11 protein-coding genes are annotated in these 13670 nt (G+C 65.9%); 3 read left to right on the top strand and 8 right to left on the bottom strand.

Features of this window, described 5'->3' with window-relative positions; all coding sequences use genetic code 11:
* Positions 1-28 precede the first annotated feature (28 nt).
* The 3 genes from ACR9YP_RS00390 to ACR9YP_RS00380 all read right to left on the bottom strand — a co-directional run bounded on the left by ACR9YP_RS00390 (position 29) and on the right by ACR9YP_RS00380 (position 2677).
* A complete protein-coding gene (locus ACR9YP_RS00390) occupies positions 29-475 on the bottom strand; it encodes a GNAT family N-acetyltransferase (protein ID WP_438104679.1) in 447 nt (148 codons plus the stop codon).
* Positions 475-1503: a peptidoglycan -binding protein gene (locus tag ACR9YP_RS00385; RefSeq protein ID WP_438104681.1), complete on the bottom strand. Its 1029-nt coding sequence runs from the start codon at positions 1501-1503 to the stop codon at positions 475-477. Before ACR9YP_RS00385 ends, ACR9YP_RS00390 begins: the two co-directional genes overlap by 1 nt.
* A 157-nt stretch (positions 1504-1660) precedes the next feature.
* On the bottom strand, positions 1661-2677 hold the full coding sequence (locus ACR9YP_RS00380; protein ID WP_091882061.1) for a flagellar motor protein MotA: 1017 nt from the start codon (positions 2675-2677) through the stop codon (positions 1661-1663).
* 165 nt (positions 2678-2842) lie between these two features.
* On the opposite strand from ACR9YP_RS00380, the gene ACR9YP_RS00375 reads away from it, so the two are divergent.
* The 3 genes from ACR9YP_RS00375 (at position 2843) to ACR9YP_RS00365 (ending at position 8452) form a co-directional block, all read left to right on the top strand.
* A complete protein-coding gene (locus tag ACR9YP_RS00375; RefSeq protein WP_474218790.1) occupies positions 2843-3868 on the top strand; it encodes an SAM-dependent methyltransferase in 1026 nt (341 codons plus the stop codon).
* 231 nt (positions 3869-4099) lie between these two features.
* Positions 4100-5293 carry an efflux RND transporter periplasmic adaptor subunit gene (locus tag ACR9YP_RS00370; protein WP_128936579.1) on the top strand — a complete coding sequence of 398 codons (1194 nt, stop codon included), beginning with the start codon at positions 4100-4102 and terminating at the stop codon, positions 5291-5293.
* Between the two features lie 6 nt (positions 5294-5299).
* The gene (locus ACR9YP_RS00365) at positions 5300-8452 is read left to right on the top strand and encodes a multidrug efflux RND transporter permease subunit (RefSeq protein ID WP_474218789.1); all 3153 of its coding nucleotides are present in this window, start codon (positions 5300-5302) and stop codon (positions 8450-8452) included.
* Between the two features lie 155 nt (positions 8453-8607).
* Here the strand turns inward: ACR9YP_RS00365 and ACR9YP_RS00360 are convergent, their stop codons facing one another.
* From ACR9YP_RS00360 to fba, 5 genes are all read right to left on the bottom strand, one after another.
* Positions 8608-9399, bottom strand: a complete 792-nt coding sequence (locus ACR9YP_RS00360; protein ID WP_474218788.1) for an inositol monophosphatase family protein — start codon at positions 9397-9399, stop codon at positions 8608-8610.
* Between the two features lie 83 nt (positions 9400-9482).
* Complete coding sequence (locus ACR9YP_RS00355) at positions 9483-10565, bottom strand: tetratricopeptide repeat protein (RefSeq protein WP_474218787.1); 1083 nt, start codon at positions 10563-10565, stop codon at positions 9483-9485.
* Between the two features lie 8 nt (positions 10566-10573).
* Positions 10574-11248, bottom strand: coding sequence for a thiamine phosphate synthase (locus ACR9YP_RS00350; protein ID WP_438104688.1), 675 nt, complete (start codon positions 11246-11248; stop codon positions 10574-10576).
* A 3-nt stretch (positions 11249-11251) separates the two neighbouring features.
* The gene (locus tag ACR9YP_RS00345; protein ID WP_474218786.1) at positions 11252-12277 is read right to left on the bottom strand and encodes a class I fructose-bisphosphate aldolase; all 1026 of its coding nucleotides are present in this window, start codon (positions 12275-12277) and stop codon (positions 11252-11254) included.
* A gap of 278 nt (positions 12278-12555) precedes the next feature.
* Positions 12556-13623: a class II fructose-bisphosphate aldolase gene (gene fba / locus ACR9YP_RS00340; protein ID WP_438104692.1), complete on the bottom strand. Its 1068-nt coding sequence runs from the start codon at positions 13621-13623 to the stop codon at positions 12556-12558.
* Between the last annotated feature and the right edge of the window lie 47 nt (positions 13624-13670).

The following is a 13670-nucleotide window of genomic DNA, read 5'->3' as shown; positions in this document are numbered from 1 at the left end:
ACGTCGCGGGATCCCGACGTGACAGGCCTCACGCCCGCCATGCCATCTTCAGCACTGGCCGCCCCGAGGTCGGGTTCACATCGTCGCCGGCATGGGCAAAGCCGTTGCGCTCGTAGAAGCGGATGGCGCGGGCGTTGTCCTTGTTGACGAGCAGCGTGACACCTGAGGGTGACAGCCGCTTGGCCTCATCCACCAGCAGCCTTGCTGCGTCCGAGCCCCAATGGGCGGGATCGACCACGAGCTGGTCGAGATAGCCGTCACCGTCGATGGTCACGAAGCCGGTGAGCGCGCCGTCCGCTTCCGCGACCACGATGGACGCCTTCGGCACCAGGTCCTTGCGCCACCGTTCGCGCCACCAATCGAGGCGGGCGGCGAAGTCGATCTGCGGATAGGCCTGCTGCCACGTGCGATGCCAGAGGTCGATGGTGGCGGCCTCGTCCTCGGGTCGGTAGGGGCGGAGGTGGAGGGCGCTCACTACCGCTCCGTCAGCTTCAGCTCGATGCGGCGGTTGCGCTTGTAGGCCTCTTCCGTGTTGCCGGTATCGAGCGGCTGGAATTCACCAAAACCGGCGGCGACGAGGCGCTGGGCGGGCACGCCGAGCGAGATCAGGTATTGCACCACCGAGATGGAGCGGGCGGCGGAGAGGTCCCAGTTCGACTTGAAGTTCGGGCCGTTGACCGGGCGCACGTCGGTATGGCCGTCGACGCGCAGCACCCAGGGAATCTCGCTCGGGATCTTCTTGTCGAGGTCGATCAGCGCGGTCGCCAAGGTGTCGAGCTCGGCGCGACCCTCGGGCAGCAAGGTCGCCTGTCCGGTGTCGAAGAACACTTCGGACTGGAACACGAAGCGGTCGCCGACGATGCGGATGTCGGGGCGGTTGCCGAGGATGGCGCGCAGGCGGCCGAAGAACTCCGAGCGGTAGCGCGACAATTCCTGCACGCGCTGCGCCAGCGCCACGTTTAGGCGCGAGCCGAGATCGGCGATCCGGTTCTGCGATTCCTTGTCGCGCTTCTCGGAGGCATCCAGCGCCTCTTCCAGCGCCGCCAATTGCCGGCGCAGCGCGCTGATCTGCTGGTTCAGCACCTCGATCTGCGCCAGTGCCCGCGCCGAGACCGCTTTCTCGGAGTCCAGCGCCTTGCCGAGCTCGGCGGTCTTGCCTTGCGCGTCGCTCCCGGCATTGGCGAGACCTTCATACAGGCCCTTCATGCGGTCGCGTTCGGATTCGGCCGAGGCAAGGCCGGCCCGCAGTTGCGACACCTGGTCGTCGAGCGAGAGCTTGCCGAGCTTCTCCAGCGACAAGAGCTCGTTGAGCTGCGCGATCTTGGCGTTGAGCTGTTCCAGCGCCTTGTCCTTGCCGGTCACCTCCTGCGACAGGAAGAACTGCACGACCAAAAACACCGACAGCAGGAACACGATCGACAACACCAGCGTCGACAGCGCGTCGACGAAGCCGGGCCAGTAGTTGAAGGCGCCTTCATTGCGGCGGCCGCGGGCAAGAGCCATGATCGTCTCCGTTTCATTCGTGTCCCGGACGCGCTGCAGCGTAAAACGCTGCTGCGCAGAGCCGGGACCCAGAATCACTCGTCGAATGGACCCCGGATCAGCGACGCATCACTTCGTGCTGCATCGCGTCCGGGGCACGAGATCTTTCGTCCTGTTCTCAACTCTTCTCGGGCTGGCGCGCAATGCGCTCCAACAGGCGCCGGATCTCGCGGTTCTGTTCGCCCTGGCCGTCGGCCCATTCGCGGATCATCTGCTGCTCGGTGCGCATGTGCGAGACCAGCGCCTGGATGGCTTCGGCGAGGCTCGCCATCGCCGCGGTGGTGCCGCGGTTCGAGCTGCCTTCCTCGAGCACGGAGCGCAGCCGTTCGACCGCGGCCTGGAGCTCGCCGCTGGCCACGCCACCGCCGCCGGAAGCGACCGCCACTTCGCCGCTGCCATATTCGCGCACGGTGGTGGCGAGCCAGTCTTCGAGGTCGGTGTAGAAGCGGTTCTGTGCCTGGCTCGATTGCAAATCGAGAAAGCCGAGGATCAGCGAGCCGGCGAGGCCGAACAGCGAGCTCGAGAACGAGATGCCCATGCCGCCGAGCGGGGCGGCCAGCCCCTCTTTCAGCGTGTCGAACAGGGCGCCGGAATCACTGCCGACCTTGAGCCCGTCGATCACCTTGCCGACCGAGCCGACCGTCTCGATCAGGCCCCAGAAGGTGCCGAGCAGGCCGAGGAAGACGAGCAGGCCGGTCATGTAGCGGGAGATGTCGCGGGCCTCGTCCAGGCGGGTCGCAATCGAATCGAGCAGATGCCGCATCGTGGTCTGGGTGATCGACATCCGCCCCGAGCGCTCGCCGCCGAGAATCGCCGCCATCGGCGCCAGCAGCTTCGGGTGCCGGGCTGGCGCCAGGCCGGGATCGGCGATGCGGAAATTATTGACCCAGGACACCTCAGGGTAGAGCCGGATGACCTGGCGGAAGGCCAGCACGATGCCGATGAACAGCACCGCCCCGATCAGGGCGTTGAGGCCGGGATTGGCGAAGAAGGCCTGGATGATCTGCTTGTAGAGCACCACGCCCACCAGCGCACACAGCACCAGGAAGACCAGCATCCGCACCAGGAAGACGCTGGGCGAGGACAGTTTGGTGTACTCGATATCCATGGTGGAGCGGGAAGTGCCAGACCGCATGCCGGTATCATCCATTACGAAGCTTGCTTGCGGGCGCACTATGGCACAGCGCCGGCCCAAAAAAAGCGCCGGATGCGCCGATTTCGGGGACAGCCTGGGGAACTTGGACCGAAAGCCGCGCTTTGATAGGCCGGTGTCTGCAAGAGCTCGCCATTCGGGGGCCGCATGAGCGTCGTTTCCGCGATCATCGGGACTGCCGAACGTGTGCCGTTGCCGGACGTGGTGATGCGTGCCGCGATCCAGCGCCTGTGCTCGCGCACGGCGACACGCCTGTCCAAGCTGGGGGCGGCCGACGATGCCGCCTTCGCCGGGCGGATGATGCTGCGGCCGATCGAGGACGCGGATGCTGCCCGCGGCCGGCATGACGAGGTGCCCGCTTCCTTCTTCGCGCAGGTGCTCGGCCCCAACCGGAAATATTCGTGCTGTTTCTACAAGACCGATGCGACCAACTTGCAGGAGGCGGAGGAGGAGGCGCTGCGCCAGACCGTCGAGCATGCCGGTCTTGCCGACGGGCAGACCATCCTCGAGCTCGGCTGCGGCTGGGGCTCGCTGTCGCTGTGGATCGCGCGGCAGTTTCCGCACGCGAAAGTGACGGCCGTGTCGGCCTCGCAGGCGCAGCGCGCTTATGTCGAGGAGGAGGCGCGGCGGCGCGGGCTGTTGAACCTGCGGGTCGTCATCGCCGACATGAACGTGTTCGCGCCCGAGGGGCAGTTCGACCGCATCGTTTCGGTCGAGACGTTCGAGCACATGATGAACTGGCGCAAGCTGATGACGCGCCTGCGCGCGTGGCTCGCGCCCGACGGGCGCTTCTTCATGCATGTGGTCTCCCATCGCTCCGGGTCCCATCTGTTCGACCCGGCCAATCGCGAGGACTGGATCGCGCAGCACGCCTTCACGGGCGGGATGATGCCGAGCCATCACCTCGTCAGGCAATTCGACGACATCTTCGCAATCGAGAAGGAATGGTGCTGGAGCGGCACGCATTACCAGCACACCGCGAACGACTGGCTCGCCAATTTCGATGCGCATCGCGCCGCCATCGAGACCTCATTGCGCAAGGCCTATGGCAAGGAGACCGCACTTTGGATGCGGCGCTGGCGCTGGTTCCTGCTGGCGACGTCCGGGCTGTTCGGCTACGCCGACGGAACCGAATGGGGCGTCAGCCATTACCGGATGAAAGCCGCCGCCTGATTGCGATGTTCCGTCGCAGCACGCGGCGATGGAGCCCGACTCACAATCAAGTGAGTCCACAAAAACCATCAAGATTCAACACGATACGCCGTGTGACAATGAGCCGCCCGCGTCATGCGTTGCATCGCAGCAGGCGCATTCTATTTTGGCGGCATCGGCCGCGTGCAAAGAGCCCAGAACGGGCCCGCGCGGAGCGTGATCAGTTACAACAAAATCGGGGCGACTCACTTCATGTCTGGACTTCGTGCGCGATCGGCATGCGTTGCAATGATGCTCGCGGCCTTAGCGCCGCTGCTGGTGGGCTGCGACGAGTCCAGCTCCGCCGTATCCGCCGCTCCGCCGTCCGACCCTGACGTCAGCATCGTCGTCATCAAGCCGCAGCCGCGCGCCGTGGTGCGGGAGCTGCCGGGCCGTATCGCGCCGACGCGCGTCTCCGACGTGCGGCCGCGCGTCTCCGGCATCGTGGTCGAGCGCCTGTTCCGCCAGGGCAGCGAGGTGAAGGCGGGCGATCCGCTCTACCGCATCGATCCTCGCCCGTTCGAGGTCGAGGTGTTGGCCAACGAGGCCGCGGTCGCCAAGGCCGAAGCTGCTGCGATGCAGGCGCACCAGCAGGCACGCCGCATCGCCACGCTCACCAAGGATCGCGCCGCGCCGGAAGCCGAGAACGAAAAGGCCATCGCCGCCGAGCGGCAGGCCCAGGCCGAGGTCGAGGGACGCAAGGCGGACCTCGCGCGCGCAAAACTCAATCTCGATTACGCTACCGTGCGCGCGCCGATCGACGGTGTCGTCGGTGCGGCGCTGGTCAGCGAAGGCGCGCTCGTTGTGCAGAACGAGACCAATCTCGCCAGCATCCAGCAGCTCGATCCGATCTATGCCGACTTCACCCAATCGGTGACCGAGCTCAACCAGCTCCGCCGCGCCTTCGAAACCGGCGATCTCGAGCGTATCGCGCCCGACGCCGCCAAGGTGCGACTCGTGCTCGATGACAACACCACCTATTCGCTCGACGGCAAGCTGCTGTTCTCCGACGCCAAGGTCGATGCCCACACCGGCCAGGTGACACTGCGCGGCGAATTCCGCAATCCCAAGCGCGAGCTCCTGCCGGGCATGTATGTCCGCGTCCGCATCGACCAGGGTCTGGACGCCGACGCGATCGCGGTGCCGCAGCAGGCGATTCAGCGCAATGGCGGCGGCGGCAGCGAGGTCTTCGTCGTCAAGGACGACAACCACATCGCGGTGCAGGCCGTGCGCACCGGTTCGGTGCAGGACGGATTCTGGTTCATCACCGAAGGCCTGAAGGCCGGTGACAAGGTCGTGGTCGAAGGCTTCCAGAAATTCGCGGCCGGCGACAAGGTCAAACCGCAATCATGGTCGGAGGCGGACGCGACTGCGGACAACCGGCACGCCCAGAAGCTCACGCGGTAACGCGCCATGCCGAGTTTCTTCATCGACAGGCCGATCTTTGCCTGGGTGGTCGCGCTATTCATCTGCTTGATCGGTGCGATTGCGGTTCCGCTGCTGCCGATCGCGCAATATCCGATCATCGCGCCGCCCTCGATCTCGGTCTCGACCAGCTATCCCGGCGCCTCGCCGGAAAACCTCTACAACAGCGTCACGCGGCTGATCGAGGAGGAGCTCAACGGCGCCTCCGGCATCCTCAATTTCGAATCGACCAGCGATTCGCTCGGCCAGGTCGAGATCATCGCCAACTTCCAGCCGGGCACCGATACCAGCGCCGCCTCGGTCGAGGTGCAGAACCGCATCAAGCGCGTCGAGGCGCGCCTGCCGCGCGCGGTGATGCAGCAGGGCATCCTGATCGAGGAAGCCTCCAGCGCGGTGCTTCAGATCATCACACTGAACTCGACCGACGGCAGCCTCGATGAGGTCGGCCTCGGCGACTTCATGATCCGCAACGTGCTCGGCGAGATCCGCCGCATTCCCGGCGTCGGCCGCGCCACGCTCTACTCGACCGAGCGCAGCTTGCGCGTCTGGGTCGATCCGGCCAAGCTGGTCGGCTATGGGCTGACCGCCGACGACGTCAACAAGGCCATCGCCGCGCAGAACGCGCAGGTCGCCTCGGGCAGCATCGGCGCCGAGCCGTCGACGTCGAGCCAACGCACCTCCTCGCTGGTGCTGGTCAAAGGCCAGCTCTCGTCCCCGGACGAGTTCGGTGCCATCATCCTGCGCGCCAACGCCGACGGTTCGACCGTGCGCCTGCGCGACGTCGCGCGCATCGAGGTCGGCGGACTCAGCTACCAGTTCAACACGCGCCTCGACGGCAAGCCGACTGCCGGTCTGTCCGTGCTGATGTCGCCCACCGGCAATGCGCTGGCGACCGCGAGTGCCGTCGAAGAGAAGATGAAGGAGCTGTCGCGCTTCTTCCCGGCCAACATCACCTACGAGATCCCCTACAACATCACGCCCGTGGTCGAGGCTTCGATTAAGAAGGTGCTGTCGACGCTGGTCGAGGCCGTGGTGCTGGTGTTCGTGGTGATGTTCTTGTTCCTCCAGAACATCCGCTACACCATCATTCCGACCATTGTGGTGCCGGTGGCGCTGTTGGGGGCCTGTTCCACGCTGCTGCTCGCCGGCTACTCCATCAACATGCTCTCGATGTTCGGCATGGTGCTCGCGGTCGGCATCCTCGTCGACGACGCCATCGTCGTGGTCGAGAACGTCGAGCGCATCATGGCCGAGGAAGGCCTGCCGCCGAAGGAAGCGACCCGCAAGGCGATGTCGCAGATCACCGGCGCCATCATCGGTATCACCTTGGTGCTGATGGCGGTGTTCGTGCCGATGGCGTTCTTCCCGGGCTCGGTCGGCATCATCTACCGCCAGTTCTCCGTGACCATGGTCGCGGCGATCGGCTTCTCCGCCTTCCTGGCGCTGTCGCTGACGCCGGCGCTGTGCGCGACCCTGCTCAAGCCTGTCGCGGCCGGTCACGGCCACGCCGGGAAGGGCGTGTTCGGCTGGTTCAACCGCATGCTCGAAGGCGGCAAGGAGGGCTATTCCCGAACCGTCGGCTTCTCGCTGAAGCGCACCGGCCGCCTGATGCTGGTTTATGTCGCGTTGCTGGTCGGCCTGTCCTGGGCCTTCGTCAACCTGCCTGGCGGCTTCCTGCCCGTCGACGATCAGGGCTTCGTCACCACCGACGTGCAGACGCCGTCGGATTCGTCCTATGCCCGCACCGAGGCGGTGATCGAGAAGGTGGAAAAATACCTGGCGCAGCGGCCCGGTGTCGACAACGTCACTTTCCTCACCGGCTTCAGCTTCTCCGGCCAGGGCATGAACACCGCGCAGGCCTTCATCACCTTGAAGGACTGGTCCGAGCGCGGACCGAAGGATTCGGCCGCGGCGATCGTCAACGACATCAACCGCGATCTGTCCTCGATCCGCGATGCCAAGATCTCAGCCCTCCAGCCGCCGCCGATCGACAATCTCGGCAATTCCTCGGGCTTCTCGTTCCGCCTCCAGGACCGCGGCCAGAAGGGCTATCCGGCGCTCATGCGCGCCGCCGATCAGCTGATCGCGGAGGCCAATGCGAGCCTGGTGCTGCAGAAGGTCTATATCGAAGGCCTGCCCGAGGCCGGCGTGGTCAATCTCGTGATCGACCGCGAGAAGGCCGGCGCCTTCGGCGTCACCTTCGAGGACATCAACAACACGATCTCGACCAATCTCGGCTCGAACTACATCAACGACTTCCCGAACCGCGGCCGCATGCAGCGCGTCGTGGTGCAGGCAGATAGCCGCGACCGCATGCGGACCGAGGACATCCTCAACTACAACGTCAAGAACAGCCGCGGCCAGCTGGTGCCGTTCTCGTCCTTTGCCACGGTGGAATGGGCGCGCGGGCCGACCCAGATCGCCGGCTTCAACTACTATCCGGCGGTGCGCATCTCCGGCGAAGCGAAACCCGGCTTCACCTCGGGCGACGCGATCGCCGAGATGGAGCGGCTCGCCGGCAAATTGCCGCGCGGCTTCGGCTATGAATGGACGGGGCAGTCGCTCCAGGAGAAGCTCTCGGGCTCGCAGGCGCCATTCCTGCTGGCGCTGTCGGTGTTCGTGGTGTTCCTGTGCCTTGCCGCACTCTATGAAAGCTGGACCATTCCGCTCGCGGTGCTGCTGACCGTACCGCTCGGCATCGTCGGGGCAGTGAGCGCGGCGATGCTGCGGGGCCTGCCCAACGACGTCTATTTCACCGTCGGCCTGATCACCATCATCGGCCTCGCGGCAAAGGACGCGATCCTGATCATCGAGTTCGCGAAAGATCTGCGCAAGGAAGGCAAGCCGCTGGTGGAAGCCACCATCGAGGCCTGCCGCCTGCGCTTCCGCCCGATCCTGATGACCGGCCTTGCCTTCATCTGCGGCGTGCTGCCGATGGCGATCGCCCACGGCGCCGGCGGCGCCAGCCAGCAGGCGCTCGGCAGTGTTGTGATGGGCGGTATGATCGCGGTGGTGATCCTGGCGCTCTTGATGGTGCCGGTGTTCTTCGTCTCGGTGCAGCGCGTGCTGGGCGGGGATCGGGAGACGAAGATGGCGAAGGAAGACGAGGCCTACGGGCCGCCGGCGCCGGTGAAGCCGTAGGGCACACTGTCATGCCCCGCGCAGGCGGGGCATCCAGTACGCCGCGGCATCTCCGTATCCAACTGATGTCTCTGGAATACTGGATCACCCGCTCCAGTGCGCAATTGCGCACAAGGCGGGTGATGACAGCGGCATGCGGAGCGCGAGCCTTTGCCTTACGCCGCCTTCCGCAAAATCTTCACCAACTCTCCGTGCACGAACTCGTTGCCGCACACCACGTGCCCCGTCGCCAGCGCATCGCCGGGCGTGTTGATGTCGCTCACTGTGCCGCCGGCTTCCTTCACCATGATCTGGCCGGCCGCGATGTCCCAGGGCGACAGATTCCGCTCCCAATAGCCGTCGAGGCGGCCGGCGGCGACGAAGGCGAGGTCGAGCGAGGCGGCGCCGAAGCGGCGCAGGCCCGCGACGCGGTCCTGGATCGCCGTCATCTCGCGGCGAAATTCCTCGTGGTCGCCGCGGCCGATATGGGGCAGGCCGCAGGCCACCACGCATTCGTTGAGCTGGCGGCGGCCGGCCACGCGCAGCCGCTGGTCGTTGAGGAAGGCGCCCTTACCGCGCTCGGCGATGTAGAGCTCGTCATTGGCGGGGTTGTAGATTACGCCCGCGATCACGGTGCCCTCGCGCGCGAGGCCGATCGAGATCGCGAATTGCGGGATGCCGTGCAGGAAGTTGGTGGTGCCGTCCAAGGGATCGACGATCCAGGTGTGGCTCTTGTCGCTGCCTTCGCGGGTGCCGCCCTCTTCGCCGATGAAGCCGTAGCCGGGCCGGGCCTTGGCGAGGTCCTGGTAGAGGATCTCCTCGGCGCGCTTGTCGGCGAGCGAGACGAAATTCGCCGGGCCCTTCAGCGAAACCTGGAGATGCTCGATCTCGCCGAGATCGCGCTTGAGGCTGCGGCCGGCGCGGCGCGCGGCCTTGACCATGACATTGATAGTTGCGGAGTACAGCATGAGCTCTGTCTTGATCGGGGGAAATGGCGCGAAATCGCGCCTGTTTGAGGGATGGGGTGCCCTGCGAGGGCGCCAAGGTCAAGTCATTTGGTCCCGAGCCATTTCTTTGCGGCGGCTTCCGCCTTGGCCCGGTCCTCGGCCGGCAGATCGGACAATTGCTTGTCGAGCTCCGGGTCGCCCTTGCCGGCGGTCTTGGCCACCAGATGCCATTTGAAGCCCTCGACCTTGTCCACCGCCGTGCCCATGCCGTTGATCAGCACCCAGGCCAGCCGGTTCTGCGCGATCGCGCTGCCCTGGCGCGATGCCTTGCGGAGCAACGCCACAGCGGCCGGCTGGTTCTTCGGCGTGCCGGTGCCGTTGAACAGCGCGATGGCGTATTCGACCTCGGCATCGACATTGTCGGCCAGCGTCGCGGCCTGGAGCAGCCGCACCGCGCGTTCGGGGTCCTTCGGCACACCGGTGCCTTCCTTGTAGAAGGTCGCGAGCGCGTATTGCGCCTCGGGCAGGCCGCCATCGGCGGCCTGGCGCAACAGCTCGGCGGACCGCTTGACGTCCTGCGGCAGGGTCTGGCCGTCCAGGTAAAGCAGAGCGAGGTTATAGGCCGCCTTGGGCTCGCCCAGCTTGGCGGCAGAGGCCATCAGTTTCACCGCTTCGCCCTTGTCGACCGGGCCGCCGCGGCCCGACATGCGCAGCATGGCGAGCGCGAACATCGCCTCGCGGTCGCCGGCATCCGCGGCGCGCTTGTACCATTCCTGCGCTTTGGCGTAGTCGCGGCGAATGCCCATGGCGTTGGAATAGAGCTCGCCGAGCATGGTCATCGCCTTGGGATCGCCTCCTTGCGCGCGGGCGGTGGCGAGCTCGAACGCCGTCTTATACTGGCCGCGCTGATAGGCGCCGAACACCAGATCGACGTTGGAATTGTCGGTCGGCGGCGCGGGGATCACGGTCGCGGCCGGGGCCGGCTTGGAGGAGGGGGCCGGCTTGGGCGAGGCCGAAGGCTTCGGCGCCGGTGCGGCCTCCTTCTTGTTGGTGAGCGCGTGCGGCTTGGGCTTCGGCTTCTCGGCGGGCGGGCTCGGCGTTGTGGCCGGCGGGGTGATCTGGAGCTGCGCGGCCGCGGGCGCCGTCAGCAGCAGCGTGGCCAAAATGGTGATGCGCGGGAGCTTCATGTCGGGCGCTAGCCGTGCTCCTGGCCAGCCGGCGCCGTCGCATGGGCCTTCTTGATTGCAGCATCGGCCTCGACCAGCGCGGCCTTGGGCCCGCGCGGATCGGCCCAGATGAACTCGCCGGCCAGCACGAAATCGGCGCCGCTGGCGGCGAAATCGTAGGCCTCCTCGAGCGAGGTGGCAAAGCCGACGCAGGGCGGCTCGAACAGCTCGGCCCACCAGTCCAGCCGCTCGGCGATCGCCTGCGACGACGGCCGCTGGCCGTTGGCGTCGGGCTCGCCGAACAGCACGTAGTCGGCGCCCATCTCGCCCGCGCTCATGGAATCGTGGCGCGTGGCGAGCCCGCCGACGCCGGCAATGCGATCCGGCTTGAGCGAGGGCACCGCCTCTTCCAGCGCGGCGAGGCCCGTGAGATGCGCACCATCGGCGCCGCCGCGCGCCACCAGTTCGGCATGGCCGTCGATCAGCAGCGCGGCGCCCGCCTTCTGCACCGGCGGCGCGAAGGCCTTGATGCGCGAGATCATCGTGCGCTGGTCGGTCTCCTTCAGCCGCAGCAGCACGGCCGCGACATCGGCAGAGGCGAGCAGCGCAGGCAGCTCGGCCACAAGAGAAGCGGGGTCATCGACGACCGGCGTCGCGAGATAGAGACGCGGCGCCGGGCGCGGCGGTGGCGGTTTGTTCGACAAGATCTAGGCTGCTTTCTTTTCCAGGCTGCTTTGCCATTCGCCCTTGGACGCGAGGCCGTTCATCCGCGCGCGGTGGCTGAAGGCACGCTGTCCGGCCGCGACGTTCTCGGCCTTGCCGGACCAGGCCTTCTGCGGCGCGGCTTGCAGCGCGCGGCCGTAGGAGAAGGTCAGGCCCCAGGGCAGCGGGCCGAGCTTGTGCATGGCGTTGAGATGCGCGGTCGCCTCCTCGTCGGACTGGCCGCCGGAGAGGAAGGCGATGCCCGGCACGGCCGCCGGCACGCAGGCCTTCAGCAGCCGGATCGTCTTCTCCGCGACTCCCTCGACGGAAGCCTGCTTCGCGCACTTCTTGCCTGAGATCGCCATGTTCGGCTTCAGCACCATGCCTTCGAGCGCGACGCGCTGCTCGCGCAATTCCTGGAACGTCTTGTTGAGCACGCGTTGCGTCACCTCATAGCAGCGCTCGATGTCGTGATCACCATCCATCAGCACCTCCGGCTCGACGATCGGCACAATCTGCGCGGCCTGGCACAGCGCGGCGTAGCGCGCCAGCGCGTGCGCGTTGACGCTGATCGCCGTCATCGAGGGAATGCCGCTACCGATGTCGATCACCGCGCGCCATTTGGCGAAGCGCGCGCCGCGCTCGTAATATTTCTTCAACCGTTCAGCGAGCTTATCGAGCCCGACGGTCACAAGCTCGCCCGGGCACATCGGCAGGGCTTGGGTGCCTTCGTCGACCTTGATGCCGGGAATGGCGCCGGTCTCCTCGATCAGCCTGATCAGCGGCGTGCCGTCCTTGGCATCCTGCCAGATCGTCTCGTCATAGAGGATCACCCCGGAGATATACTGGCTCATGGCCTCCCTGGAGCGGAACAGCATCTCGCGATAGTCGCGGCGGTTCGCTTCGGTCGATTCGACGCCGATCGCGTCGAAGCGCTTCTTGATGGTGCCGGAGGATTCGTCGGCGGCGAGGATGCCCTTGCCGGGGGCGACCATGGCAGTCGCGATCCTGTTGAGCTCAGTCAGATTCATCGAGAGGTCCTCCCAAAACGATTCTGCCCTTGCCCGTGAAAATAGACCGTTCTCGGGCAATTGCCGAGTTAACGTTCGTCGCAGGGTAAAGGGGGGAGGCGGTTGGGTCCACACCTCTCCCATAGGGAGAGGTCGGCGCGAAGCGCCGGGTGGGGGGCGCCCTATCGAGGGACCTGAGCCCTCACCCGATTTGCTTGCGCAAATCGACCTCTCCCCAATGGGGAGAGGTGATCCGAGTTCGCGGAGGCAGGGGAAGATAGATCACGCCACCGCGATAGCTATGCGACGCGGGGGTCGAGCTCGCCCTTGGCGTAGCGCTTGGCCATTTCGGCGGTGGTCAGGACCTTCTTGATCTTCGAGGCCTGGCCGGCGGTATTGAACTCCTGGAGCCGCTGCTTGCACAGCTTGGTCATCGCCTCCATCGCCGGCTTCAGGTACTTGCGCGGATCGAACTCTTCCGGATTGTCCTTGAGCACTTTCCGGATCTGGCCAGTCATCGCCATGCGGTTGTCGGTGTCGATGTTGATCTTGCGCACGCCGTTCTTGATGCCGCGCTGGATCTCGGCGACCGGGACGCCCCAGGTCGGCTTCATCTTGCCGCCATAGGCGTTGATGATGTCCTGGAGGTCCTGCGGCACCGAGGACGAACCATGCATCACGAGATGCGTGTTCGGCAGCTTGCGGTGGATCTCCTCGATCACGTTCATGGCGAGGATGTCGCCGTCGGGCTTGCGGGTGAACTTGTAGGCACCGTGCGAGGTGCCCATCGCGATCGCAAGCGCGTCGACCCTGGTCTCCAGCACGAACTTCACCGCCTCGTCCGGATTGGTCAGCAGCTGGTCGTGGCTGAGCTTGCCTTCGGCACCGTGGCCGTCTTCCTTGTCGCCCATGCCGGTCTCGAGCGAGCCGAGCACGCCGAGTTCGCCTTCCACCGAGATGCCGCCGAGATGGGCCATGTCGGTCACGGTCTTGGTGACGCCGACATTGTAGCCCCAGTCGCCGGGGGTCTTGCCGTCGGCCTTGAGCGAGCCGTCCATCATCACCGAGGTGAAGCCGGACTGGATCGCGGTCATGCAGGTCGCCGGCTCGTTGCCGTGGTCGAGATGCACGCAGACCGGAATATGCGGATAGATCTCGGTCACCGCGTCCATCATGTGCTTGAGCATGACGTCGTTGGCGTAGGAGCGCGCACCGCGCGAGGCCTGGATGATGACGGGCGCGTCGACCTGGTTGGCCGCGTCCATGATCGCCAGCGCCTGCTCCATGTTGTTGATATTGAAGGCCGGTACGCCGTAATCGTTCTCCGCCGCGTGGTCGAGCAATTGACGTAACGTGATCCGAGCCATCTGTCTTTTTCTCCCGTTTGGGCCTGCAAGGCCGCTCAATGTTTGCC

It is taken from the genome of Bradyrhizobium sp. BR14999, assembly GCF_056106085.1.
The sequence above is the reverse complement of the archived record's forward strand: the minus strand, read 5'-3'. Positions and strand labels throughout refer to the sequence as shown.

Coding starts and splice junctions, on each gene's coding strand:
- ACR9YP_RS00385 (WP_438104681.1), bottom strand. CDS start 1,503: ATGGCTCTTGCCCGCGGCCGCCGCAATGAAGGCGCCTTCAACTACTGG.
- ACR9YP_RS00380 (WP_091882061.1), bottom strand. CDS start 2,677: ATGCGGTCTGGCACTTCCCGCTCCACCATGGATATCGAGTACACCAAA.
- ACR9YP_RS00375 (WP_474218790.1), top strand. CDS start 2,843: ATGAGCGTCGTTTCCGCGATCATCGGGACTGCCGAACGTGTGCCGTTG.
- ACR9YP_RS00370 (WP_128936579.1), top strand. CDS start 4,100: ATGTCTGGACTTCGTGCGCGATCGGCATGCGTTGCAATGATGCTCGCG.
- ACR9YP_RS00365 (WP_474218789.1), top strand. CDS start 5,300: ATGCCGAGTTTCTTCATCGACAGGCCGATCTTTGCCTGGGTGGTCGCG.
- ACR9YP_RS00360 (WP_474218788.1), bottom strand. CDS start 9,399: ATGCTGTACTCCGCAACTATCAATGTCATGGTCAAGGCCGCGCGCCGC.
- ACR9YP_RS00355 (WP_474218787.1), bottom strand. CDS start 10,565: ATGAAGCTCCCGCGCATCACCATTTTGGCCACGCTGCTGCTGACGGCG.
- ACR9YP_RS00345 (WP_474218786.1), bottom strand. CDS start 12,277: ATGAATCTGACTGAGCTCAACAGGATCGCGACTGCCATGGTCGCCCCC.
- fba (WP_438104692.1), bottom strand. CDS start 13,623: ATGGCTCGGATCACGTTACGTCAATTGCTCGACCACGCGGCGGAGAAC.